At 57.7% G+C, this 25255-nt stretch carries 31 protein-coding genes; 8 read left to right on the top strand and 23 right to left on the bottom strand.

Annotated features, from left to right (window positions below; all coding sequences use genetic code 11):
- Positions 1-9 precede the first annotated feature (9 nt).
- The 12 genes from HQL76_06275 to HQL76_06220 form a co-directional block, all read right to left on the bottom strand.
- Positions 10-912, bottom strand: a complete 903-nt coding sequence (locus HQL76_06275) for a hypothetical protein (protein MBF0108764.1) — start codon at positions 910-912, stop codon at positions 10-12.
- Between the two features lie 4 nt (positions 913-916).
- A complete protein-coding gene (locus HQL76_06270; protein MBF0108763.1) occupies positions 917-1336 on the bottom strand; it encodes a hypothetical protein in 420 nt (139 codons plus the stop codon).
- A gap of 21 nt (positions 1337-1357) precedes the next feature.
- Positions 1358-2842, bottom strand: a complete 1485-nt coding sequence (locus HQL76_06265; GenBank protein MBF0108762.1) for a hypothetical protein — start codon at positions 2840-2842, stop codon at positions 1358-1360.
- 19 nt (positions 2843-2861) lie between these two features.
- Entirely contained in the window at positions 2862-3197 is a 336-nt protein-coding gene (locus tag HQL76_06260; GenBank protein ID MBF0108761.1) for a hypothetical protein, read from the bottom strand.
- Between the two features lie 87 nt (positions 3198-3284).
- Positions 3285-4964: a hypothetical protein gene (locus HQL76_06255; GenBank protein MBF0108760.1), complete on the bottom strand. Its 1680-nt coding sequence runs from the start codon at positions 4962-4964 to the stop codon at positions 3285-3287.
- A gap of 28 nt (positions 4965-4992) precedes the next feature.
- Positions 4993-5481 (bottom strand): hypothetical protein, encoded by a 489-nt coding sequence (locus tag HQL76_06250; GenBank protein MBF0108759.1) that lies wholly within the window; start codon positions 5479-5481, stop codon positions 4993-4995.
- The gene (locus HQL76_06245; GenBank protein MBF0108758.1) at positions 5463-5858 is read right to left on the bottom strand and encodes a hypothetical protein; all 396 of its coding nucleotides are present in this window, start codon (positions 5856-5858) and stop codon (positions 5463-5465) included. Before HQL76_06245 ends, HQL76_06250 begins: the two co-directional genes overlap by 19 nt.
- Before the next feature lie 12 nt (positions 5859-5870).
- Positions 5871-6218: a hypothetical protein gene (locus tag HQL76_06240; GenBank protein ID MBF0108757.1), complete on the bottom strand. Its 348-nt coding sequence runs from the start codon at positions 6216-6218 to the stop codon at positions 5871-5873.
- A gap of 14 nt (positions 6219-6232) precedes the next feature.
- Entirely contained in the window at positions 6233-6562 is a 330-nt protein-coding gene (locus tag HQL76_06235) for a DUF2190 family protein (GenBank protein ID MBF0108756.1), read from the bottom strand.
- A gap of 18 nt (positions 6563-6580) precedes the next feature.
- A complete protein-coding gene (locus tag HQL76_06230) occupies positions 6581-8650 on the bottom strand; it encodes a peptidase U37 (GenBank protein ID MBF0108755.1) in 2070 nt (689 codons plus the stop codon).
- 24 nt (positions 8651-8674) lie between these two features.
- A complete protein-coding gene (locus HQL76_06225; protein ID MBF0108754.1) occupies positions 8675-10132 on the bottom strand; it encodes a phage portal protein in 1458 nt (485 codons plus the stop codon).
- On the bottom strand, positions 10132-10335 hold the full coding sequence (locus tag HQL76_06220) for a hypothetical protein (GenBank protein ID MBF0108753.1): 204 nt from the start codon (positions 10333-10335) through the stop codon (positions 10132-10134). Before HQL76_06220 ends, HQL76_06225 begins: the two co-directional genes overlap by 1 nt.
- A gap of 126 nt (positions 10336-10461) precedes the next feature.
- Between HQL76_06220 and HQL76_06215 the strand changes: the two genes are divergently transcribed.
- Entirely contained in the window at positions 10462-10740 is a 279-nt protein-coding gene (locus HQL76_06215; protein ID MBF0108752.1) for a DUF2312 domain-containing protein, read from the top strand.
- A gap of 216 nt (positions 10741-10956) precedes the next feature.
- Positions 10957-11169 (top strand): hypothetical protein, encoded by a 213-nt coding sequence (locus HQL76_06210; GenBank protein MBF0108751.1) that lies wholly within the window; start codon positions 10957-10959, stop codon positions 11167-11169.
- 39 nt (positions 11170-11208) lie between these two features.
- Here HQL76_06210 and HQL76_06205 read toward each other — a convergent pair whose 3' ends face one another.
- From HQL76_06205 to HQL76_06195, 3 genes are all read right to left on the bottom strand, one after another.
- Positions 11209-13119, bottom strand: coding sequence for a phage terminase large subunit family protein (locus HQL76_06205; GenBank protein MBF0108750.1), 1911 nt, complete (start codon positions 13117-13119; stop codon positions 11209-11211).
- Between the two features lie 82 nt (positions 13120-13201).
- Positions 13202-13795 (bottom strand): hypothetical protein, encoded by a 594-nt coding sequence (locus HQL76_06200; protein MBF0108749.1) that lies wholly within the window; start codon positions 13793-13795, stop codon positions 13202-13204.
- Positions 13796-14047: 252 nt separating this feature from the next.
- A complete protein-coding gene (locus HQL76_06195; GenBank protein MBF0108748.1) occupies positions 14048-14647 on the bottom strand; it encodes a hypothetical protein in 600 nt (199 codons plus the stop codon).
- 162 nt (positions 14648-14809) lie between these two features.
- Here HQL76_06195 and HQL76_06190 point away from each other — a divergent pair, with 162 nt between their 5' ends.
- A complete protein-coding gene (locus tag HQL76_06190) occupies positions 14810-15541 on the top strand; it encodes a DUF3489 domain-containing protein (GenBank protein MBF0108747.1) in 732 nt (243 codons plus the stop codon).
- A 5-nt stretch (positions 15542-15546) separates the two neighbouring features.
- Positions 15547-15978 (top strand): DUF3489 domain-containing protein, encoded by a 432-nt coding sequence (locus HQL76_06185; protein MBF0108746.1) that lies wholly within the window; start codon positions 15547-15549, stop codon positions 15976-15978.
- A gap of 3 nt (positions 15979-15981) precedes the next feature.
- Here HQL76_06185 and HQL76_06180 read toward each other — a convergent pair whose 3' ends face one another.
- Together HQL76_06180 and HQL76_06175 are read right to left on the bottom strand one after the other, a co-directional pair.
- The gene (locus HQL76_06180) at positions 15982-16338 is read right to left on the bottom strand and encodes an integration host factor subunit alpha (protein ID MBF0108745.1); all 357 of its coding nucleotides are present in this window, start codon (positions 16336-16338) and stop codon (positions 15982-15984) included.
- An 84-nt stretch (positions 16339-16422) separates the two neighbouring features.
- Positions 16423-17757, bottom strand: a complete 1335-nt coding sequence (locus HQL76_06175) for a DNA modification methylase (GenBank protein MBF0108744.1) — start codon at positions 17755-17757, stop codon at positions 16423-16425.
- A gap of 604 nt (positions 17758-18361) precedes the next feature.
- On the opposite strand from HQL76_06175, the gene HQL76_06170 reads away from it, so the two are divergent.
- The 4 genes from HQL76_06170 (at position 18362) to HQL76_06155 (ending at position 22098) form a co-directional block, all read left to right on the top strand.
- The gene (locus HQL76_06170) at positions 18362-18871 is read left to right on the top strand and encodes a DUF3489 domain-containing protein (GenBank protein ID MBF0108743.1); all 510 of its coding nucleotides are present in this window, start codon (positions 18362-18364) and stop codon (positions 18869-18871) included.
- Between the two features lie 109 nt (positions 18872-18980).
- Complete coding sequence (locus HQL76_06165; GenBank protein ID MBF0108742.1) at positions 18981-20195, top strand: tyrosine-type recombinase/integrase; 1215 nt, start codon at positions 18981-18983, stop codon at positions 20193-20195.
- Complete coding sequence (locus tag HQL76_06160; protein MBF0108741.1) at positions 20192-21112, top strand: tyrosine-type recombinase/integrase; 921 nt, start codon at positions 20192-20194, stop codon at positions 21110-21112. Before HQL76_06165 ends, HQL76_06160 begins: the two co-directional genes overlap by 4 nt.
- Positions 21109-22098 (top strand): site-specific integrase, encoded by a 990-nt coding sequence (locus HQL76_06155; protein ID MBF0108740.1) that lies wholly within the window; start codon positions 21109-21111, stop codon positions 22096-22098. Before HQL76_06160 ends, HQL76_06155 begins: the two co-directional genes overlap by 4 nt.
- 291 nt (positions 22099-22389) lie before the next feature.
- On the opposite strand, the gene HQL76_06150 is transcribed toward HQL76_06155, so the two are convergent.
- From HQL76_06150 to HQL76_06125, 6 genes are all read right to left on the bottom strand, one after another.
- Positions 22390-23049, bottom strand: a complete 660-nt coding sequence (locus tag HQL76_06150; protein ID MBF0108739.1) for a hypothetical protein — start codon at positions 23047-23049, stop codon at positions 22390-22392.
- A gap of 17 nt (positions 23050-23066) precedes the next feature.
- Positions 23067-23306: a hypothetical protein gene (locus HQL76_06145; protein ID MBF0108738.1), complete on the bottom strand. Its 240-nt coding sequence runs from the start codon at positions 23304-23306 to the stop codon at positions 23067-23069.
- Positions 23307-23496: 190 nt separating this feature from the next.
- Positions 23497-23916 (bottom strand): hypothetical protein, encoded by a 420-nt coding sequence (locus tag HQL76_06140; protein ID MBF0108737.1) that lies wholly within the window; start codon positions 23914-23916, stop codon positions 23497-23499.
- Entirely contained in the window at positions 23909-24127 is a 219-nt protein-coding gene (locus HQL76_06135; GenBank protein ID MBF0108736.1) for a hypothetical protein, read from the bottom strand. Before HQL76_06135 ends, HQL76_06140 begins: the two co-directional genes overlap by 8 nt.
- Positions 24127-24639: a hypothetical protein gene (locus tag HQL76_06130; protein MBF0108735.1), complete on the bottom strand. Its 513-nt coding sequence runs from the start codon at positions 24637-24639 to the stop codon at positions 24127-24129. Before HQL76_06130 ends, HQL76_06135 begins: the two co-directional genes overlap by 1 nt.
- A gap of 98 nt (positions 24640-24737) precedes the next feature.
- A complete protein-coding gene (locus HQL76_06125) occupies positions 24738-25139 on the bottom strand; it encodes a hypothetical protein (GenBank protein MBF0108734.1) in 402 nt (133 codons plus the stop codon).
- Positions 25140-25255 lie beyond the last annotated feature (116 nt).

The raw sequence follows: 25255 nt of genomic DNA, 5'->3' as shown, positions 1-25255 counted from the left end.
CCTCCCTCCTTACAGTTCGATTTTGCAAAATGAGCTGAGGCCCACGCCGGTCCTGGTGTCATCGGACAGCACGCTGGCGGTCAAAGGCAATTCCGCGAACGATTCCCCGATGAACGAAAGATCCTTCACCGGAGAAAATTTGACCCGAAAAAGATCGACCGACAGGGGACTGCCAGCACGGGCAAAATTTTTGCCCGCGAACACGATCCGATACGCTTCGCCCGCATTGACCAACGTTTGGATGATGGACCCGGCAGAGGTGGTGCAGGTGACCTTGACCGGGGTGCCCTGCGGGGAAATCTTGGTGGAGGTCTCCGGGATGAAGATTCCCGCACTGGTGAGTTCGTATTCGCTGGCGGTCAAGGCCATGGTTCCCATGTCGGTCCAGGTGATGGTTCCGTCGGTGGTATCGGTGCCATCGGTTTTCCAGGTGGGAGCCGTGGTGCCACTGGTCCCTGCGGTTTTGCAGCGATAAAAATGGGTGCCCACGGTGGGTTTGATGAGGTCGCCGGAGACGAAAGGCGTGATCGCCGTCCAGAGGGTCGCCGGGGCAACGGTCACGGTTTCATTTTTCAGTCCCACCCCTTCCAACGGGATGAGTCCTCCCTGGTAGGCGATGTATTCTTCATTGTTCTTCGTGATCTCCTCCGTCGGGCCATCGACGCCACGCAGGGCCAACGCAAGGTTTTTCACCGACAGACTGGCAAACGTGAGGGAGGCTTCCACCTTTTCGATGAAACTGACGCTGTCCGCCAGGCCGCCGCCATTGACATAATCCTTCAATTCTTCGGTCTTCTCCGAGATGGTTAACTTGAACTCCTTCACCTGTCCAACGAAGCGCAACTTGCCGCCGGAGCGCAATCCGATGAACACCCTGCCGACACCGATGAGACTGACTTGGCTGCTCGCCATGAGTTTAATCCTTCTGGAAGACAAAATGGGTGGAAAACGCCACCGGGAAGTAGTACATCCCGGTGGGCGAGTGATCCGGAGCAAAGGTTGATTTGACGCGCGTGAACGGCGCAAACGTCTCCCCTGCGGGTTGCCAACCGTTCAATGCCGCGATGATTTGACTGATCAAAAGCCCCGCTTCGTGTTCGGCATCATTGACGACCATCAGGCAGAGCCATATTTGCTCGACCCGCTGTGACACCCCATCCTCCAACAGGTTGGCTTGGCCGGGACGATCCTCCTCCAGGAAGACCCACACCGCCGGGGGCAGGTCGAAGGTCTCCTGGATCCTGGGCATGCCCCAGACCGGCTTGATGGTGACGTTGCCGATCCGCTCATTGAGCCGGGCCACGATCAAGGGGGCAGCGGCGAGATAATCGTCCATTCAAGCTCCAATCCGATGGGGTCAGGAAAAGATGAGTACCCCGGAATCTCCCTGCAAGACATATTTTCTTTGATTGACAGGACAATACACGAGGTTTTGGGAAACATTTCCCGATCCCGTCAGTGCCACGGCGACGGTCTCCCGGCCTCCGGAGTAGACCGTCGGTTCGATGGCGATGACCTTGCCCGGGAAAACGGTCGTCGCCATCATTCTCCGGGTGTCCGGGCAGTAGATGATGCCTTGTGGAAGTCCAGCACTGATCCCCATGGTGTAGGGCACCGTGTTGTCCATGGGATCGATGACGGAAATCGTCCCTTCACCGGGGTTTGTCGTATAGATCCTGTTGTTGACTGGACAATAGGAGATGGAAAGGGGACCCTCGCCGACAGAGATGCCCGTCATCGGGGAATGGTTCACCGGATCGATGACGACCACGCTGTTGCTTTGCGTGACGATGTAAAGTTTGTCGTTGACGGGGCTGTAGGCCATCTGGCCCGGCATCGCACTCAGGGGAATCGTGGCCACGACCGTATTCAACGAAGGATCGATGACCGAAATGGTGCTGCTTTCGGCATTCGAGACATACAGCCGGTCGTTTGCCGGGCAGTATTCGATGGCGACCGGGCTTGAACCAACCCCGATGGGTTGCACCGGGGCCAGGGCGTTGGTCGCGGGATCGATGACGACCACGCTGTTGCTTTGCGTGACGATGTAAAGTTTGTCGTTGACTGGGCTGTAGGCCATGCCGGTACCAACACCGAGTCCCGATGGCAGAGCGAAGCTGGCGACCGTGGTGTTGTTCAATGGGTTCAACACCTTGACGGTACCGACCCCATCATTGTCCAACGCATACAGATAGTGATTGCTCGGGCAATAGATCATTTTTTGAATCGACGTTCCAAGTGTCACGGAACCGATTCTCTTGACCACGCCCATCCAATCATTCATGCCGAAATAGCCCGGTACCATTCCGCCGCCGTCACCGGTGTCACCCTTGATCCCCTGCGGACCGGTCAAACCTTGGGATCCTTGAGAACCTTGGGGGCCTTGGGGTCCGCCGTCACCGGTGTCACCCTTGATCCCCTGCAGACCGGTCAAACCTTGAGGTCCTTGGGATCCTTGGGGACCTTGGGGTCCAGCGGGTCCGATGTTACCGCTGTCCCCCTTGATTCCTTGAATCCCCTGGGGTCCTTGAGGTCCCTGGGATCCTTGGGGACCGACATCGCCGGGATCACCCTTGATTCCTTGAATCCCCTGGGGTCCGGGGAGACCCCGTTCTCCAGGGACCGCCTGACCACGCCTGAGCGTGCCGCGCACCACCCATTGGTCACCGACAAACTCTGAAACTTCGAAATTCAAGGCGTTCAGCCACCAATCCCCTGCGTTCGGTTCTGACTGTGGTTCCGCCCCGGTGACCAGATTCGCCCCTGGCGTTCCCGGGCCGCCGACATCTTCGGCAAAGATGAAAGACCTGGACTCGGCATTAAAATGAATGTGTTTCGACATGACGTGTACTGCTCCTTCTTCAATGGTGTTCGTGATTGCAACGTGTTCCCATGGACATCATTTGTATCAACCTGAGTACCTGCGCTTCCGTTGAGGTCGCCTGGACGGCCCGGACCACCTGCAACCAGGGGCATCCATCGCCACGGGGGTTTGGTTGGCCGTCCTTGATCCATGCGGATGCCGCCGGACCCGTGCGTTTCCAGGTCGTGCCGTCGGTCTGGAAGTACACCGACCCGACCGGGAAAGAGGAGGTATCCATCGTCCGGGGGTCTTCATCCCCGGAAAAAATGCCGACGTGACCATCGAGCGACAGGCACCGGACACGATAGGCGGAAGTGAAATCGGGCGTCGTCATCGATCTCCCCCAAAACGCGCAAAGCGGAAGGCTTGGGTCCCTTCCGCTCTGGCGGGTCCAACGGCAAAGGATGATATGGATGCAGAGTTACGCCGCCCGGCGCACGATGGAGCGGGACAGGGTCACGTCCACCGGTACGACGGAGGCCATGCGCAACCGCATGGTCCGGGCATTCAACGGACCCGAGGTTTCCACGTCCATGGTGATGGCAAAGCCGTCGATGGGTTGCCCCAGTTCGATGATGCCGGATTCGTTGAAATGGGCGGCGGTCGCAGGGAGGCCGATGGCGGCATTGTGCGCGGCAAGGATACGAGTAAAATAAACGTTGCCGGGATTGGCGACTTCCCGCGCATGAATGAGCCACTCGGCGGCCATTTCCTGTTCCATGAGGATGGAATCGGCAGTAACCGCCGTCGTCACCTGGGTTACGTTGCTCTCGTGGCTCACGGTCCCCAAGGCGTCATCCAACTGGCTGATGGCCTCTTCAAGCGTGCCATTCTGGGTCACAATCCTGGTGGAGGCATAAACGGGCAGCCCATTGCCTTTGACCTTGCCCATGAAGGCGGACAGGTAGGAAAGTTCCAGATCCAACTGGCTGATGGCCTCATTGAGACTGGCCCCCTGCTCGACGACATGGGTGGTGGCGTAGAGCGGCATCTCCTCGCCGACACTCATCCCAATGAAATCACGGGTATCCTGCTCCGCCGCGTCCAACTGACCGATGGCGGTTTCCAGGTTGGCCGATTGAGTCACGATGGCGTTGCTGGAATAGGTCGGCAGCTCCGCGCCATCACCGGATTTGCCGACAAAGGTTTGAATGAAGCCGGTTTCCAAAACGTTGCTGGCCCCCTGTTTCACCCAGACCTGGTCCATGTTGTAGCAGTAGACGGACCCCTTCTCGGCACCCTCCGCGACATACACCGTATCGCCAGCAAAGTTTTGCCGGGTCTCATCCTGGATCTCCCGGACGGGAACCTTCTCGAAGCCAATTCGTGCCGCCGATCCGCCAGTGAAGGCGGTCGGCGGCAACGGCAAGGGGCACGGGGTGAGGGTATCGACCCCGGCGGCAATCTGCTCTGCGGTAAAATCGGGACAATGCATCCTGACCCTGTTGTCCGTATCCACCGCTTCGAGGGCACGGACCACATCGAACATCGTTGCCGTGGAGGTACCGGCGGTGTTTTTCAGGTTCACGGCGATGGCGTTGCCGACGATGGTACCGGTGGTCTCGGTCGCATCCACCGGATTGTTGGTGGTAAGCTCCAGTGTCAAATCATTACCAGCCGAGGTGTCTGCTGTGATCGGAAGCGTGGAACGAAGTTCGTAGACATGGCTCCCCGGAGGATTGGCCACCGCCGGATCCATGAGTACCCCGGCCTGGGGATAAAACCCCGCGTCATGGATGGCAGCGGTAGCGTCCGAAAGATTCGCGCACAGGACACGAATGGGCAGGTTCGGCATGGCCAGCGCGACGGTTTTCGCTTCCGTTTTGGTCATGACCGCAGTGATTGCGGCGTCTACCGGACTGAGCCAGTTGGGGGCGATCCCCAGGGTATCCATCGACGTGAGCAACGCGGCCCATTTGTCCGGACCGGCACCAATGGTGGTTTTGCGATACCATTGGCCACTGTCCTGGGCAATCGCCAAGGATCCTACGGACAGCAAATCCGCCTGCGTACCAGACGGAATGGAAGGAAACACCTGGAATTGAACCTTGCCATCAAGGTCCAACCCACCTTTGATGCGAAACGGGGCAACAGTACCCATGATTGATCTCCAAAATCAGGTTGTTTGTTCAAGAAAAAATACCGATTTTCATGCTGACTACATCCAGCAATCCGTCGTAAAACGACGTCAACATCATCAACACCTCATCCCCGTCCACAACGAAATCAATCTTGTAGGTGAGAATGTCTGCATCCCCTGTGATTGCGTATTCCGTGAAATCGATGATGCCTCCTCTCATGAACACGTTGATCTCACTGCCGATTCCCAGACCGAGGGAGGAATCCGTGATGGCCAGCAGCCATTTGACCTGCCGGTACTGCCCTGGCATCACCACGCGATCCACAATCGTCGGAACGTTTTGGGCAATCCCGTTCACCCGCCTGGGGTTTTCCCCAAAGGGCCATCCTCCGGTCGATTGCAGAACGACCGGTGCGGAAAAATTCAGCCATTCATCCTTGACGGCGACTTTGAGCTGCGGCTCGCCCAGGGTCACGACGATGGGTTGTTCGCCAACCGTGACCTCGATCCGTTGCCCGGTCATGGCGATGAACCGCATCTTTGGGTGATGTCCGGCAGCACCTGGATGCGCCCGCTGATGAGGGTCGCAACCACCGGCGGTGTGTTCGGCTCTCCTGGAATGCCGGGAATGACCTTTTGCATGTCATAGAAATACACCCCCGGCTCGATGACTGCGGTCTCGGTCGAATGGAGGGTCAGTGAACCCGCCCCGGCCACCGATTCCGGGGTCGCCGGAAAAACGATCCGCTTTTGAAGTACGGCGGCCACGTCCGGATCATTGGGTGAATGTTTCATGGTGAACCACAACTCGTGGCCGGTGATATCGATCGGCGTTCCGGCCACGGCGGCAAACGACAGGGTGAAGACCTTGGTGTCGCCGCGATAAAATTTGAAATTATTTGCTTGTGACACCATGGGGCGCTCCAGTCAAAAAACCGCGAATGGATCCTGAATGCGGTTGAGAACCAGAATGGCCAGGTCCTTCCCGTCAGGCTGGACCTCGAACACGCGATACGGCACCCCATCGATGGTCACATCGTCTTCGGCCATGGGCTCGATGCCCAGATCGGAGATTTTGATCTCCAGAACGGCGCGCGGGATGACGACATCGAGGCCACCATTTCCCATCAGAGAGACGATTTCACGTTTTTCATCGAAGATTCCGACCAGATTGATGGGCATGCCGCCCAACTCCATCCTGTTTTCCAGGGAGGGGGTGTACACCACCGGAATGCTGAAGGTGGCAAAACAGGATCGGTTCAACAATGTACGCATTGTGTCCCAGCGACTCACGCCACGACCCCATTCAGCCGTACCCGGGCGGTGGTGTCGCCAACGGCAGCGACCACGATGGCGCAACCAATCAAGGTGTTGGTGCCAACGGTCGTGGTAACGTTCTTTGCGGTGTTGTCCCAGTAAAGTTTTGCACCCTGGGTGATGGCACCGGAGGCCTTGGGCAGGTCCACCACACCGGTGGTAGCCATTTCCACATTGGTGCCGATGACGGCAGTGGAGACCGCCACGCCAAACAAGGCACCGACCATCAACCCATCGCCACCATTGACGGCGGCAGGGGCGACCACCGTGATCGTGTCGCCCGGTTGGATCCAGTTTCTCATCGCATTCCTCCTCAAACTTTACGCGCCTGGATTCTTGAAGAATCCACGCCAATCGATGGCCTTGGCCCCGAAATCCAGCCGGGCTTTGATCTCCACGCCATCCACCTCAAAACCCATGCGGGTTTCGATGTAGACACCGGTCTGGCCCTCCAAATAGGCATACTCGATGGTGTCGATCTGACTTGGATTTGAAGATAAATACCAAGTTTTATCACTGGATGCGTCCAGACGCGGCTCGGCGATGACCACCAACGAACGAATGGATGGGGTGACCACATCAACGGATTTGGCTGGGAACAGATTCACCGCCAAAAGCTGTTCGGCAGTAACCTCCAACGCTGCCGGGACAAGGATAAATGCGGGACGAACATTGAGGATGGTCGTGCCATCCAACCCGGTTTGGACCGCCATGGCTTTGCGGGCAGCGGCGAGGGATGCAACTGAAATGGTGGTGCCAGCCGCCGCCAGGTTCTTGTGATTGGCATGAAAAAGCGCCACCCCATCGCCCATATTCGGGTTGGAGGTGAAGATGCTCCAAATCACATCGCTTTCCAAATTGGCCGCCGCCACACCGAATAATTGCGGAATACGGGTGAACGCATTCAGGTCGTCGTTGACCAAAACTTGTCGCGAAATGGAAATGATCTTGCCATAGGTTTCCACCCGGTAGGATTCTTTTCCCTCACCCATGGGACCACGTTTGTATTCGCCACCCTCGTTGACTTTGTCCAAAGCCGGGGCCTCGCCCAGTTGCACCCGGGTCATGGCTTTGAAGTCATTGGCAGTCACCTGGCGGCAGAAAGGCTGGAAGGTACGCGGAGCAGTTTCATAAGCGTTGCGCAGGGTTTTGTTGGCCACGTTGGCTAAAATAGTCGGGAAATCCGACGTGGTGTGCAGTGCGCGAGTGGCCAATTCATGCCGGGAAAGACCATTGGTTACACGATGATTGTCCTTCTCCAAAAATGTCCTGGCCATTTCCAGCAACGTCAACCCACGCCATTCGCGGGCAGCATCGGTGAGTTTATGGTTGGTTGGGTCAAAACGGTGCAGCAAAGCGTTTTCCACCGCCGCATTGCGGGTGGTTTTTTCATCCTGGCCGATGGTGATCACGTGGTTTTGAATCTCGCCGGAACGCTTGGCGGCTTCATCGATAAGGCTCCTGCGGGCATCGTCCAGACCAACGCCTTCTTTGACCAGTTTATCAGCAAAAGAGCGATCCACTTTGAGTTTCTCCTGGGCATCGTAAATGTCCGCCAACCGTTTGCGTTCAGCCGCCAACGCCCGCTTGATCATGGACTCTGTATCTTCCACGGTGGTGGCACGGGTCTGGGTGGGTGCATCATCGGGTTTTCCCAAGACAGCAGATCGGGTTTCGACAGGTTTTGAGGCCGTGTCTTCCGTGGGAGCGACGGGGTCTGGCATTTCTGTCCCTTTGGGTTGCGTCGCCTGAGGGGTGGTCGTATTGGCGGCAGAATCTGTCGCCACTTCTGCTGGGGTTCGGGCTTGATCAGACATTTCTGCTCCTTTGGTATGGACTATTTCACATGGGTTGGTTTTGGGTTCGGTCGAGCGGAAACCTGCACCCGGATCGGCACCAATCGGGACTGCGGATAGTTCCAAAGGCGACCAGTCCACCGCCCGCCAGACCGGGACCTTTCCTCTTTCTTCCGTGATTTCGTATTTGTGAACGGTGTAGGCAACCGAGACATTGCGCAGAATTCCGTCCTGAACGTCTTTGAAGATCGGCGCTACATCTTCTCGTTGGGAAAAACGCACACTGGCACGTCCCTCGTATCCGTTGGTTCCGGGAGTGATCCATGCCCGGTCCACAACGCCAATGACATCATCAAGCGTGGATGCCTGATGGCTGTTCAGAAGAGGTGCCCCACCGTTGAGTCGGCCAAGACGAACATGGGCTGGGTCCATGGAGAGGATTTCATCGTAACTCTGGCCGGACATCCAATCGCGTCTGCGCACCGTGGCCCCGGTGGACCATACCATTTCAACGGTATGTGCCTCGGCATTGACCGTTTCCGGGACGAAACTGGCCGACCGAACCTGCATGGGCAGGTCGATTCTTTTTTCCATTTCTTTTTCTCCGGTGGTTTGTTTCTACTGCCTGTGCTGCCCGTTGCGGGTCGATTTGCGGGGATCGGTATCCAGAGTGATACCCAGTTGGTCAAGAACCTTATTCATCTCGGCGAATTCCGCCGTTACAACGTCGGGATCGTAGCCCTGGCGGGCAATTCCCTCGGCAAGAGACATCAATCCGGCCCGGATCATGAGGATTTCGCCCATGGTGTCTTTTTGCGGGTCAACCGCTTCAAACCGGGGCGGCGTCCACTGGATTCTGATTTTGCCATCACCCACCAGCCCGGCAGCTTGGGCGGTGGACAAAAACCGGTTCCAGACTGGGGTACAGAGCTGCGGAACCAACACCTGTCGTTGCATGGCATCGATCCGACGGCGAAACTCGATCAATCCGGCACGCAGGGAGGAATAGTTGACCTGGGACAGGTCACCCGTCAGCAATTCGTAGGTCAGCCCCAAGGCCGCCGATACCGCGTGGAAGTGCCAGCGCATGTATTCGACATATCCAGAGGTGGTTGCCGGGGAACCAAAACGGATATCTTTTCCGGGAGGCAAATACGACACCATGCCCGGCTCGAACGATTCCACCCGTTTTTCGTTGGCTTCTGTCTTTGGAATCGATAGCGACTGACCAGGATCGGCGTTGATGACAAACCCGACGAAACAGGCCTCGATCTTTTTGCGCATCAACTCCGCTTCATCGTAGTCGTCGAGATCACGCATGCGCAGCAACGCTGGTGCGAACCAGGTGACGCCACGGTTTTGTCCGGGGCGCATGCGGTCAAAAAGGTGGACCACATCTGATGCCGGAACACGAATACTCACCGTTTTGGCGGTGATGTTGGACGACCCCGGGTGTTGTGGGTAGAGCCAATAAGCCACCCGGGTTCCGTGGCTGTCGAACTCGATCCCCTGCTGGATGAAGCCACCACCCGGAAGGTTTTGGTCACGAGAAACATCCAGATGGTCAGCTTCCAGCACCCGGAGTTGCAGCGGCACGGCCAGCCCGAAAGATGATGGGCGGCTGATCATGTGGAGGAGGCATTCCCCGCTCTCCACCATGCTGCGCACCATCAATGTTTGGATACCGTAAAAGTTGGTGCGACCGTCGGCATCACATTGGTTGGAAAAATCCTCCCACAGACTGGTGATCTGAGCGTCCAGAACTTTGGATTCGGCTTTGGGCCTGGGACGGATGCCGGAGCCTACCATGCTGGAGGCATAGGTGATGACCGCCTTGGCAGCAAACGGGTTGTTGCGCACCAGATCCCTGGCGCGGTTGCGCAACCGGGTGGAGGCGATGGCGATTTCTGCGTTGGCGTCATTGCCGGGCGTAATCCACCCATCGGTGCGACGGCCAGTCTTGGCACCATCGTATTCACGGCGCAAAACATCGATGGCCCCCCTGGCTCGAACACGGCGCAGACCTCGCTCTGGCGAGATGGCCACCACAATGCGATCAAGCATATTCATGCCCATCAGCCCCTGGAAAAACTGGCAAAACTGACGTTGGGTGCATTCTGACCAGTCGTGGTTTTCAATTCGCCCTCAACCATGCGGATACGGCGCAGCAAATCGGCCTCCGACCCGTATTCGACCGTTTTGCCTTCGTGGACGACGCGCAGGGCACCGGAGGCGTAGGCTTGTTTGAGTTCATCAAGTTCTGTTTGCGTGAAAGCCATGACGTTTACTCCAGCCATACATAATGGCTACGTTCCGATAAGGCACACCTATTGCTTGCGATGATGATATGGAGCTGTGTTTTACGAAATTTTGACATCGCACATTCATGCATCAAGGAGTCGAATATGCCGGAAGTCCAAAAATCCCCCGCAGTCCCCTCCGAATACCAAGGTATCCCTGGTGAAGTTCTGCTTCGCTATCTGGAACGAATCGAGCGTCTTGAGGAAGAAAAGACGACCCTCTGCGAAGACATCAAGGAGGTGTTCCAGGAAGCCAAAGGAAATGGTTTCGATGTCAAAATAATGAAAGAACTTCTCAAGATCCGGAAAATGGAAGAACACGAACTGGATGAGAAGGAAACCATGCTTGATGTCTATCGCAAAGCCATCGGTATGGTGCATTGATTCCCTGGAATTACGCCGCCGCTCCGGTTTCAAAACATCGGACGGCGGCGATTTCCGGGCAACTCGCCCCACCAATTCTGTAAACCCGTCCACGGTTTGCGACACATCATCGCAATCACTGTTTTTATTGAAAAATTTCTCATTATTTTCTTGATATGTGTCCGCCTCTGATGGCTTCATGTCGTCATCACATCAGCCATGAAGGAGGACCAATCCATGAAACCCTACGGAGTCCGTCGCGAAGATGTTTTTTGCTGCCCTGGGCATGACACTTTTCCCTGGGATACTTACCGGAATCGTCGCAGCAAAAAAGCACAGACCAGGGACACCAAGATCGCGCATCGCCTTGCCCGCGCCCGCATCAAGGCCTCTGTTCATAAGGCTGCTGAATACGGCGATGATGCCGAGGTGTTTTTTGATGGCGTCTGAAAAACTGCCGCCCCTACAAAGGGGGCGGTATTTTTTTCGTTACCTCCTGTCCAACCACCCAGAACGCCGACCTGCAAGCCACCGTGGTTTCTCAATCTGTGGCGGCGCAACAATCCGGTTTTTTTCAGGCAACACCAATCGCGGCTCCTCGACAGGAGTAACAACGGTGATCCCCTCCTTGAGAGGAATTTTTTCCTGCCAGTCTGCCTCGACGTTCAGCCGAAACCCCATGTTCATCATGCCGTGCAGGGCCGCCACGGCATAAACCCGGCAGTCCAACGCCTCGTTGCGTGCGCTGTCCGGTTTTTTCCACTCCCGGATGGGACGACCTTTGACGTAACGGGTGGCTACTTTTTCTGACGTCAATTGGCGAAACCATTCGGCGTCTCGATCCTTCGGGAAGTGGCAATAGCCTGGCCCAGGGGTTTTGATGCGCAGCCTGGCGTAAATCGATTCCTTGGCAGCATCGACACCGATGATAAACAGCGGGATCCGTCCCTTGTTGTTACGACTGGCCCGCAGCGGCCAAAGTGGTTTGCCCATGCCGCCGATTCCCTTGATGCCCCACACCCTCCGATCCTGCCGGTCCCGACAGAAGGCATAGGCCGACATGGTGTTGGCACCGCCGGTGTCGATGGCAGCGGCAAAGATGGGAAGGTCATCCATCTGCCGCGAATGCGCAAAGGTGGAACGCAGCAGATGGTCCAGATCATCCCAAACCGTTGGTGCCGTTGGGTCTCCAAAAATCACGATGTGCTTGATGGACCAGGACTCCTCATCCCGTCCCCAACCAACGATTTCAATCTCCAAACGGTCTGGGTGGACGTCAATACCTGCGGTCAGGACCACGACGCCAACGGGCAACAGGTCGCCGAACAGCTCGCGGCGTTCCATCAATCCTTCGCTGTCCAGTTTCTCGGCAATCTCCTCCCAGGTTTCGCCCAGTTTGGTATTGACCCATACCTTCAAGCGAAACGGATCCCGGTGAACCTGCACATGCTCCTCGGCGATCTGCCCCCAGGAAACCCAACCCATGGGGCTGTAAAGGCTTGACAGATGAAACCCCGCAATCAAACCATTGCCCCTGGCCCCGGCGATCCAGCGGCCACGCTCCAGCATCCAGCCTTTGCGGTGTTCCGGGATGATCGCCTCGCAATGAATGCAGACGTAATGGGCATTTTCCGGTTGATTTTTCGGCCAACGCACCTGTTTCCAGACCAGAACCTGTTCCTTTTGGCACTCCGGGCAGGGCACCCAATACCGACGCTGATCGCTTTCGGCATAGGCACCCTCGATGCGGGAAAAACCCTTGATGGTCGGAGTGGAGACAATCAGTATTTTGCGGTTGGAGAAGGTGACGGTGCGTTGGGTGGCCAGTGCCACCGGATCGCCTTCTCCATCCACGTCGCCAGGGTAGCGGTCCACCTCATCGAGAAACAGAAACCGAACCGGCATGGAGGAAAGCCCCGCCGCCGAGTTGGCCCCGGTGATCCTGAGGATACCGCCGCGAAATTCTTTCACGAAAATCGTGTTGCCGGAGTCTCGGGAGCGCGGTTCACGCACCAGATCCCGCAACGCCGGGCTGGCCTCCACCAGCGGATCCAGGCGTTGTTTGGAGTAGGTCTTGGCCATCTCCAACGAGGGCTGGGTCATCAGGATCGGACCCGGCGACAGATGGATGATGTATCCCAACCAGCACAGGCCCGCTTCGGTTTTTCCGAGCTGCGAGCCAGACATGAAAACCACTCGTTCCACCGGAGAGGATGGCGACAGGCAGTCCATTACCTCCTTCAGATACGGGGTGCGTGCGGTGCGCCAAGCACCGGGTTCGCTGGAGGAGACCGAGGAGAGCACCCTGTGCCGGTCGGCCCATTGGGAGACCAGCAACAAAGGATCTGGCCGCAGCCCTTGGGAGAAGGCCTCGTTGTAAAGTCTGGCCGTTTCACTCATCGTCTGTTTCCTTCTCCACCAATTCCAGCAACTGTTTCCAGAAGTCGGTCCCGGCGGATCTGCAATTCGTCGAGGGTGGCCATTACGCCACCTTTCTGGCATCCATTTCGTCCTCTTGCCAGTTGGTCACGACAAACTTGCCGAACGGTCCTTTACATGCTGGACGAAAATCGCCCAGACCGATCCGGATACCCGTTGCATCCACGATGTCTCTCAACAATCGCAAGGTGATGATTTCGTCATCGAGAAGGGCCGTGAACCTCAATTTCCAGTCATGGAAGCAAGGGCGATGCGCCAGGATGCGTCCCCCAGTCGAGGGAATGCGGACAGGGCGCGTATCCACCATCCATGGATCTTTGTGGGTGACGGGGATCTCCATTTCCTCAATGGAGAGACAGGCCGGAATAAGAGACGATTTGATGGTCGTCACTTTGGATTTGCCGCTCTTGAAAAAACTGCCTCCGTCGATGATCGCCCGGAACAAGTTGGGATTCGGGATGATCGGCATCCCCTCCTGCCCGATGTAGAGCTTGCTCTCTGCGATTTCCCGTGGCGTGCCCTTGTTTCCTATCGTGCTGATGCGTGTTCCACTGGTGGCCGCCATTTGGGCCGCGTCATGGAACTTGTTCATCAGGAGTGGCGTCACGCCCTCGATGCTGATCGATAGTCTTTTCATGATGATTTTTCCAGTGGGAGTTGATCCGGTTGTCCAACAGGTAAAATGACTTTCGATAAAATCCTTGCCTTGCATTGCCGCGCCATGCCCTGCCATGCCGTGCCCAGCCCCGCCACGCAGTGCCGAGTTCCTCAAAATTTCATGACCCCATCCATGAAAAATGGAACACAATCCGTTGCGAACGTTTGCCGATCGGCCCACTGCGAGACCATCAGCACTGGATCGGGCCGCAACCCTTGGAAATAGGCTTCGTCATACTGCTCCGCTGTGCTGCCACCCATGATTTTCTCCATCCATCCCAGCCAACTCCTGGAGATGCGAGCGCACGAATTTTTCCAGAAGAATGCGCATGGTGCGTGTTTCCACCCCCAGTTCCGCCCCCATGGTGCCAGCCACCCGGTTGGGCCATGCCTCCCAGGCCGCCCGGATCGCACGTCCCCGGTTGAATGCCGCTGCATGCATTTCGTCACTATCCACCAACTTGCCGCTTTCCACCTTCTCCCGAATCTCCAACAGACTGGCCCGTTTGATCTCGCTTTTGATGCGGGCCTTGAGCAAAAGCGTGGACAAATCCCCCGCGTTCCCGCCGGGGATGTCCGGCAAAACGGGAAGCACGCTCCCGGGTGCCTCTTTTTTGATTGGCGGTGTGACAACCGGCACGGGTGTTTGCAGCGGATTTTCCTTGCGTTGCAGCGCCCGCGCCGGTTCACGGGTGGCCGCCAACGCCGACTCGGCCTGATCCGTGTCGATCTGCCCATTCACCAGACGAATGATGCCGCTTTTGACCAGCTTGCTCACATACTGGCGCGAAAATCCCTGCCGCCGTGCCCATTCCGATTGACTGATCTGCATGGTCGTGGTGGCTCCATGGATCACGGCAGTTCTGTGCAACCAACGTGAAACATGATGAAAATATTATGAAAAAGTGGATCAAACAGTTCTGGATATGTCATCCGATTCCATGGCTTCATGGGTGCAACGACGCACAGCAATCCAAACAGGAGACTTGAAGAGATGACCAACCTCACCACCGCCCAGAAGACCATCCTTGAAACCGCCGCCAGCCGCCCGGATGGAAGCATTCACCCCCTGCCGGAGAAGATCAAAGGGGGTGCCGCCATGAAGGTGATCACCGCCCTGGAAGGACGGGGCATGATCGAGGATACCAGCCTCAACCCGCCATACCGCAACTGGTGCATCAGCGACGCGGGGCGCCGCGCCATCGGTCAGGAACCACTGGAACTGCCAGAGGCCTGCGCATCTGAACTGGAAGAGAAAACCGGCCCCCAACCCAATCCGGAACAGGAAAACTCCGGGGAGCCGCAAGACATCAAACCGGATTCACTGGACATCATCCTGGATGACATCGCCCAAAGGTACCTGAGCATTGACACGCTTGACCCCAACAGGGCCGTCTACGACGGGCAAATGCACGATATCGGCCCCATCAAAAACGCCCTCACCGCCGCCTATCAGGCCGGCCTGGCTGCCGCGGGAAGAGCCCCGCGCAAAGCCGCTCCCCGGGAGAATTCCAAACAGAATCTCATGATCGAAATGATGAAGCGCCCGGAGGGAGCCACCATCGAGCAGATTGTTCAGGCAACATTGTGGAGTTCCAACACGGTGAGGGGAGCCATCTCCGGTACCCTCAAGAAACGCCTGGGCCTGAAGGTCACGACCGAGCGCCTGCACCACGTCGGACCCAACGCCAAGGGCGGCTGCACGACCTACAAAATAGCGGAGTGATGACGATGACCGACCATTCCTTCGACGCCGAAGCACGGCAACAGGAGATCCATCGGGACTGGGCCGTGCGCTCTTCCATGCCGGCCAAGGTCACGACCATCGCCGCCCATCAACCGCTGCTCGACATCGCCGAGCGGCACATCAAGGTCACCCAATCGAACTGGACCTTCATTCTCCACGCCCTCGAAGAGGCCTACGCCCTGGGCATGGCGGACATCCTGCGGCGGAAGCCGAACCCGGCCCTGCGCGCCGTCATCAAGGAGGAGGTGATGTTTGCCCTGATGAAGCGTCCCGAGGGGGCCACCATCGCCCAGCTCGCCGAGGTGACCGGGTGGCGAAGCCCAACCCTCCGAAAGATCATCGAGGGCCTGGGCGGCAAGCCCATGGATCCGGACGCCCTACAGAACGATCACACCGCCTATCGCATCGACGCGTAGCGGTCACATCGAAGCTTTCTCGGAAATCACCCGGCATTGTCCGGGTATTTCTGCGGCCCTTTGGGAGGGCTGGCCACTCACCCTGTCTTTCAGCATGGAACTGGGTTTGAAACTCACCACCTTCCTGGCGGAGATTTCCACCTCCTCGCCGCTTTTGGGATTACGGCCCGCCCGGGCGCGTTTCTTTCGGACGGAAAAGTTGCCAAAACCGGGCAGTTTGACCGTTTCCCCTCGTTCCAGCGATGACCGGATCATTTCAAGAACCGATTCCACCAGGTCCTGCGCCTGGGGCCGTGTCCAGCCCGCACCAAGGTTGCGGTAGAGGGTCTCGACGATCTCGGCTTTGGTCAGGGAACTCATGGGAACACCGTCTGCGCTGGAAGAAAATGGGCAACGAATCCCGGTACTTTACGTCCCCATGGCCTGTCTGGAAAGGCTGGATCTTCAGGAATTCAAATCAATTCCCCGTTCCGCCGCTGCATCCTCGAACGTTTTCCCCCCGGAGCCGTCCAGGTAGACGATCCGCCCGGTGGTCTGAATGAATCGTTTCACCGCCACATCCACATAGACCGGGCTGATCTCCATGGCGAATACGCGCCGTCCAGTCTTTTCGCCGGCCATGATCTGCGAGCCGGAACCGGAAAAGGGTTCGTAGCAAAGACCGCCCGGCTGGACATGCTGCTTCATGGGAATGGCGAAGCAGTCCAGGGGCTTGGGCGTCGGGTGTTCCGGACGATCGTCACCCTCCAGGCCAGCCATGTGCCAGACGGTGGAGAGATATTCTTCGCTTACCCGGGGCGGTTTGTTGCCCTTGATCCAGCCAAAGAAACACGGCTCGTGCCCCCAAAGATAATGGGTCCGGGTCATGACCGCACGGGTCTTGGACCAGATCAGTTGCTGGTGAACGAAGGCTCCGTACTTCTCCCAGATGGATTCCAACATGGCCTGGCGTTTGGACGCATGCCAACAGTACCAGGCCGAATGGGGATCGATGGCATGGTCGATGGCATTCCTGATGAATCCCTCGTAGAGTTCCGGCCCCTGGGAAGAGTCGTCCCATGTGACCCCGTAGGTGGCGGACCAATCCTTGTTGCCGTTGGTGCCACCCGTGTCACCCCGGGCGGTTTTGGCCTTGCGGGCACTGTTGGGAGGATGATTGGTGCCGTTGTAGTCCACCAGATAAGGCGGGTCGGTCGCAAATAAAACCGCCCGTTCGCCGTTCATCAGGCGAATGACATCCTCCGCCACCAGACTGCTGCCGCAGAGAAGACGATGATCCCCCAGGATCCACAGATCCCCCGCCCGGGTAACCGGGGTAGCCGGTGGTTCCGGGATGATCTCGGTGCCGCAGGAACCGCCTCCGCCTTCCTCGCCACCCTCCCTTTCCAGCATGCGGTCGATTTCGGAGAGGTCAAACCCGGTCATCTCCAGATTAAAATCCAGGGCGCGCAGCTCTTCCAGCTCAACCTTGAGCAGATCCTCATCCCACTGCGCCCAGTTGGCGGATTGATTGGCCAGCAACCGGAAGGCCTTGATCTGGGCCTCCGTGAGGTCGTCGGCCAACACCACCGGCACCTCCACCATTCCCAGTCGCCGGGCCGCCTTGAGGCGCAGATGGCCATCCACTACCAGTCCATCGCTTTTGGCAACGATGGGAATACGAAAGCCGAACTCCCGGATGGCCCCCACCATGCGGTCCACCACCTCATCGTTGCGCCTGGGATTTCGCGCGTAGGGTGTCAACCGGTCCAGGGGCCAGTTTTCAATTTGCAGTGGCATGGTTTGCTTCCAGGGAAAGGGTTTTGTCAACCAGTCCGGTTGACAGGTGTTGGTTGACAAATCCGGCTGGCAACCGGGTCTGGTTGACAAGGTTTGGTTGACAAAAAAATGCATTCACAACAGGCTTCTGGTCCTGATTTGTCAACCGTGTCAACCGGGATTTGTCAACCTTGTGAAATCGTCTGGCGCTAGCGAAATGCCGGGGTCGCGCGGCACCCATCGGGTCCATGGCCAGGAAGGACCCAAAATAATGATATTATTGAAAAATTCACGAATAACCATTGGAATACTCGGTTGTTATAGAGCATTTCGTTCCTCTTTTCGGTGACCGAATTTGGGTGAAAACCGTACTCAAACGCCTTTGTCAAGGGATTTTTTAACTCTTTTACTTGTTTTACTCTTCTCTTGTAATTTATCCCTCGCTCCATAACAACCGTCCCATCCGGTTCGTGCCGATCATGGTAAGGTTTATGATATTAAAAATCATCAAATCAAAACAATTTTGCGCTTGATTATGTGACGCAAACGATAGCTTCATGGGGCCATCGAAAACAAAAACTCTTCAGGAGCGAAGACCATGAGCCAGCTGACAAAAACCCAAGAGATGATCCTTATGGCCGCAACCACCCGCGAAGATGGGTCGATCCACCCGATGCCAGATCACATCAAGGGTGGCGCAGTGAACAAGGTCCTTACATCCCTCCGGGCCAAAGGACTCATCACCGAAGACGACAAGATACCGATGCACACCTTGATGGTGCTGGATCCAGACTTCAAATCGGCACGAGGTCAATACCTGAACCGCAGCGAGGCAGAGCGACAGGCCAAAGAGGATGCCGAAATTGTTGCAGCCCAACAGGGGATGGTCTGGGACTGGCAGGTTCAGGCCAACGAACCGCCAGCGGCCACAACGCTTGAAACCAACAACGACGTCGAGGCAGAGGTCGCCACTGCCGAACAGGCCATCGCCAAGACACCGAAGGCCAGGGACAACACCAAGAAGGCGAAGGTCATTGAGATGCTGAAACGCCCGGAAGGAGCGACCGCCGCCCAGATCGCCGCAGCAACGGGATGGCAAGGTCATTATGCCGATGCCTGGATTATGCCGATGTAGGTCTGTATGCTTCTGAATAACCTCAAATCTGTTGCCCATTGGTCGGCATAATCCATAGGGCCGAGAACTGGTAATATCTCCTCTTTCACTTCGAAACGAGGAGACTTCAATGTTGATTGACCCCAGCAAGACACCGAGTAGCGCTCCGCTTGCGGCCCTTTCGGAGGGCTTTGCGGAAAATTTGCGGCGGCAAGGATATGCGCCCGGAACGATTTTACAACAACGGTGGCTACTGCGCGATTTGAGCGACTGGCTGCAGATGCGGCAGCTCACCGCAAGCGATTTGTCCATGGCGCAGATTGATCGTTTTCTGTCGGATCGCCGTTCTGCCGGTGCCGCCAAACCCAAGACCCGCAAGGGACTGGAACCCATTCTCGGCTATCTTCGCGAGCTGGGGATCTCGCCTGTAGTCGACCCCCCCGGGGAGGACGGACCTGCCGGAAGAATTCTGAACCGGTACCAGCGCTTCCTGGCCACGGAACGTGGCTTGGTCCCGGTGACGGCCATTGGATACATTAATTGCCTGCGCCCGTTTCTGGACCGAAGGATGTCTGCCAATGGTCTCCAACTCGGGAGCCTGACCCCGGCTGATATCACATCCTTCGTGATGGCCTGGTGCCCGCGTCTGAACAGCGGTGTGGCAAAGCTGACGGTCACGGCGCTGCGCTCGTTCCTCGGATTTCTGCATCTCGATGGCGTCACGGAACGATCGCTCGTCTCTGCCGTGCCGACGGTTGCGCGCCGCCGACTGGCCGGGCTGCCCAAGGGGCTCGAACCCGATCAGGTGCGGAGCCTTCTTGCCGCATGTGATGCCCACACGCCCGTCGGTTGCCGCGACCTGGCGATACTGACCCTGTTGGTACGCCTCGGTCTGCGGCGCGGCGAGGTTGCCGGGCTCAGGCTCGACGATATCGACTGGCGCGCTGGCACGATCATTGTGGGCGGCAAGGGCAATTGTCATGAACGGATGCCATTGCCGCCTGATGTCGGTCTCAAACTGGCAGAGTATCTGGCAAGCGCCCGGCCTACGGACGCCCTGGGCCGAACCGTGTTCGTCCGGCACTTCGCACCACATCACGCGCTTGGCGCGACTCGTGTGAGCACCATCGTGGCGGACGCCGCCCGGCGGGCGGGTCTTGGGCGCGTCCATGCGCATCGCCTGCGCCATACTGCGGCAACCGAGCTTTTACGCGCCGGCGCATCCTTGCCGGAGATCGGCCAACTGCTGCGTCATCGCCGAGTAGAAACCACAGCGATCTACGCCAAGGTCGACCGGGACAGCTTGCGCCTGATCGCGCGCCCCTGGCCGGAGGACGAACAATGAGCCCACTTCGTCAGGCCCTTACCGATTATCTGACCATGCGGCGCGCCCTCGGCTACAAGATGGACAAAGCTGAGCGGCTTGTCGGCCAGTTCATCGCCTTCGCCGAAGATCGTGGCGAGGCTCATATCCGGACCGAGACGGCGCTGGCCTGGGCGATCCTACCCGTAGGCGCCGCCGCGACATGGTACTCCAGACGTCTGGCCGATGTTCGCCTCTTCGCCCGGCACCTCCGCGCACTCGACCCGATGACCGAGGTGCCGCCCGATGATCTTCTACCGGCGAGAGGGCGTCGCGCGACGCCGTATCTCTACACGCCGCAGGAGATCGCGGATCTGATGCGGGCCACGAGCTACCTGCGCGGATCACATGTGCAGGCGACATACCGGATGCTGATCGGCCTCCTGGCGACAACCGGCATGCGCATTGGCGAGGCAATCGGCCTCGACTGCAACGACTTCGATGCGGCGGGTGGCATCCTCACGGTCCGCAACGGCAAATTCGGCAAGTCCCGCGAATTGCCGCTGCATCCAACAACAGTCGCGGCCTTGGATACATACCTGCGCCGGGACGATCGCCCCGGTGAGGAGACCGTGAAGGTCTTGCTGTCCAACTCGGCTGGAAAGCGATTGCGTTACACTGTCGTGCAGCCGATTTTCAGCAAACTTTTGCATCACTGTGGCATTGCCCCGCGCTCGGCGACCTGCCGGCCCCGGATCCACGATCTTCGGCACAGCTTCGCCGTCAGCACCATCGCCGATGACTACAGGACAAGCGCCCCTGGTTCCCGCCTTGCGATCCTGTCCACGTATCTCGGTCATGCCGATCCCGGCGACACCTACTGGTACCTTTCGTCCGCGCCGGAACTGATGGAGTTGGCCTGCGTTCGGCTCGAGCGCCACCTGCGAGGTGATGCATGAGTGCGCTCACCACGACCCTACAGGCGTTCTTTTCCGATCGCCTTATCCGCCAACGGCAGGTCAGCCCGAACACGGTGGGTGCCTATCGCGACACACTGCGGTTGCTCTTGGTTTTCGCTTCGGAGCAACGCGGCAAGACGCCAAGCCGACTCGATATCAACGATCTCGACGCGCCTCTGATCGGTGCCTTCCTCGACCATCTGGAGAGCCATAGGAAGAATAGCGTGCGCACGCGCAACGCACGACTTGCCGCGATCCACTCCCTGTTCCGTTACGCAGCACTTCGCCATCCTGAACATGCTGCCACCATCGAACGCGTTCTCGCCATTCCACCGAAACGCTTTGAGCGACGGCTTGTGACCTACCTGACCGAGGTGGAAATCGAAACCCTGCTGGGCGCGCCGGATCGGGCGACATGGACTGGGCGGCGCGACACGGCGCTGTTCGGACTCGCCGTCCAGACCGGGCTTCGGGCCTCTGAACTGATCGGGCTGAGCTGTGCCGACGTCCATCTCGGACTTGGCGCGCATGTCAGTTGCAATGGCAAGGGGAGAAAGCAGCGGATCACGCCGCTCACCTCGGGCACCGTCGCGCTCCTGCGGTCCTGGCTGGCCGAGCGCGCAGGTCTGCCTGCGGACCCGGTGTTCCCAACACGGATTGGACGCGCCCTCAGCCGCGACGCGCTCGAACGCCGACTGGCCGGATATGTCGAGGTCGCAACGACCGTTTGTCTATCCTTGGCACACAAGCGGGTGACCATGCATGTACTGAGGCACTCCGCAGCCATGCGCCTGCTGCGGGCCGGCATCGACACTTCGGTGATCGCGCTCTGGCTCGGCCACGAACAGATCGAGACAACCCAAATCTACCTGCACGCGGATCTGGAGATCAAGGAACGCGCTTTGGAAAAGACGGCTCCGATAGAAACAAAACCCGGCCGTTTCCGACCGACCGATAAACTGCTCGCCTTCCTCGAGGCTCTCTGATTATGCCGATGCCATCGCAGCGAGCACCGCCCCGGATAATGGTTTGCCAACGCAGTTCGGCATAATCCGGACGTCGGCATAATGTCCTTTATGCCGATGTCGGCATAAAGGACACACCATCAGGGGCTTCCTCTCCATCGCCAAAAAGAAACTGGGGCTGGTGATCACCACCAACAAGTTGAGGGTGGTTGGACCAAACCAACAAGGATCACCCGGTTCATTCACCACCTACTTTGCTCAATAGCCAACCCCCAACGACCGCCTCGGAAACGGGGCGGTTTTGCATTTCCGCTACCGTGCCGTCGCCAGGGCCTTTTTCAACGCCTCGGCAAATCGATGGGGGAAGCGTTCCGCCGCCACCTTGCGTACCGTCGCGCGAAAACCGAACCTGGGTTTGAGCCGCACCTTTTCTTCAAAGACGTACATCAATTTCAGTCCGCTACGACCTTTGTATCCCAGCCGCTGCCAGACACCCGGTTTCACCTCTTGGCTTCTCCAAAAGTTTTTCCGTGATCTCCCGGTTGCAGTGTAGGCCACACTGACATTCCATCCACGCGGAACGCCGATGAAGTATCCTTTCCTCGATGCCATCGCACCGGGAAAATTCGATGGGCGGATGATGCTCTGCGGCGTGGGCCGTGCCCCCACCGGCACGCCCAGGGCGCTACCGGAAGTGGAGGTCTTGTCACCACCGGTTTCCTGCAGGGCCATGAAGGCGTCCTTCACCAACACCGATGCCGACAAGGTACTCTTGCTGGCCGGACGGATGCGGATGCCCTTGGCCAACCAGTTGGTGCGGATGGTGAAGCGTTCGGGAAGCTGCCGCTTTACTTCTACCTGAGCGTCCTGGGCCGTGTGGGTGAGGGCCTGGGCGGCAGCGAAACGCAATTGCTTTTCCAGGGTGTCGAAGGCGCGGTTGATGGCGGCCTCGTTGGCGGTGACGGTGAACATTGGCGTTTGCCGGTTGATTACGTTTTCTCGACTACGGCGTCGAATTCAAACGTGCTACTGCCGCTGACCACGGCGTTTTTCAAGCGGGCGATTCCACGGAGTGCGTCCTGGAGGGGTTCGATCGGAACGGTTGCCTGGCAATTGAAGCAGCGTGGCGGCAGGGAAACTGCGTCCAGGGGCAATAGCCATTCAGCCTGACATTTGCGACAGACCATACGAACACCTTTGATTCGACTGACGGCCAATCCGTGTTTCACGTTGGTATCTCCCCAAGCGGGTTCATGTTGCCAAACTCTGAAATGGTCTCCCAAAAAGCAAAACCCGCCACAGAGTGTTCCGGGCGGGTTTGGGCGGTGATCAGAGAGGCCGGCGTCGCCGTGCGCGCGATTCCGCGATCATAGTCAGGATCATAGCAAATTCTGTCTCGGATGTTCAGCGTGAAGATGTTTAAACACCGTGTTTAAACATCTTTTTCCCAGAACCAGCGTTGAGGTGCGTGGCGATCTGGAGCAAAGCCGCCATCCACCTGGACCAGACCGTGGTCCGACAAACTCCGAACCGACGCATGATCTCCTTCCAAGGCATCCGTTCCGCACGCAGCCAGACCAGCCGGATTTCCTCGGGAGCAACCCACCGCAACCACTCCAGACATTCGTCCATGCGGGTGATGGCATCCGCCGGAGGCGGTCCCGGACGGAGTTCGGCATCGTTCCAGCCGTAGGCTTCCATGGCGTCGTGGATCACCGTGGGCCAGGAGTTGCCATGTTCTCTGGGTTTCATCCCGGTCACCGGGAGACGGCGCAGGGTGCTGGCAGCTTCTTCCAGACGGTCGGCCACCAGCTTTGGGGTCCATTTCGATTCAACCACGGCATGCCTCCTTTCCCTTGCGATTGCCAAACAGTTTTTCGGCCAGATGCCTGATCATCTCCCGTTCGGGCCAACCCAGCCGTGGATCGTTTTCTGACACCACCAGGATGCCGTGGTTACGCCAGCCGTTACATCGCTCCCGTTCGGGATCGCGTCGGGTTGCCTGCAACCGGGCCAGACAGGAACGCGGTGGACGAGGTCCGTCAAACATCACACCACCTCCTGGGCCAGCGCCCAATGCAGCAGAGCGAGGGCATCGGCTTCGTTGTCATCGCCGGGACGGTGTCCCTTGGCTTTCATTGCGGCGATCATGGCGGCCTTGTTGGCGTTGCCCTTGCCGGTAGCGTGGCGTTTGATGGTTCCGACCGGCACGCCTTGATACGGGATCTGATTTGCCTCGGCCCATGCGGTGAGGTGGGCAAGGAAGCCGCCATAGACGTGGGCAGCGGTGGTTCCAATATGCCTTCGCACCTCTTCGAAGCAGACCGCCTTCAGTCCACCGGCGGGAACTGTGAGATTTCTGACCTCATCCAGCCAGCGGGTGAAACGCAGAAAAACCATGCCGCCGCCCTCGAAGCGACCGAGGCGGAACTCATCTGTCCCGCTCATGATGGGCCTGCCGCCCGGCGCTCCCAATGCCCATCCGGTCTTGCTGCCCAGATCCAGGGCAAGGATCATCCCTTTCCTGATTGCGTCCTCGTAGGGCAAATTCTCAACAGCCATGTTCAATCCTCCTGATGGTTGATGTGGTTAGGACGGTGGTGGGGTCCCGCCAAGAACATCACCACTGTCCGCATTTATTTTTTTTGCTTGCCATGATGTCACCATTTAACCGGAGGCATAGTTCGACCGTATGGACAGAATGCTCCTTGTAACGATCCTACATTTCGAACATTTGCTACCGCTCTCAACAAGGTCAGCATTTGTTCCAGTTGCATTCCTGGTTTTTTGGATATTTGAAGAATCCAATCAAGGAGTTGTGCTGCTGTTGTTGCCCGTTCAAGATCCAATTCGTAGTCGCTTTGTCTATGGCGTAGCACCAAAGTTTCGGGATCAAATATCCACTCTCCATAGCTGAATGGGCGTTTACCGTGATCAAGAATCTCCATTAACCGCTGCTCATAGGTCTCCCGATGTTTCATGTTCCACATAGGGGCGGAACCGACTGGGAGTCCTTCACATGCCTGAGTTCTGGCTTGTGGTAGGGTGATTATTTCTTTCATCTCGTTTTTCTCCTGATCCTGATTAGATTCATGCAGACAATTACACACAATTTTTATTCGTATTTATCCTCCTATAGGAGGGTGTAGACATCATCAAATTATTAAAAACAGTATCT

The organism is Magnetococcales bacterium (genome assembly GCA_015228815.1).
Taxonomy (GTDB): Bacteria; Pseudomonadota; Magnetococcia; order Magnetococcales; family UBA8363; genus UBA8363.
This window is presented reverse-complemented; position numbering and strand designations above follow the sequence as displayed.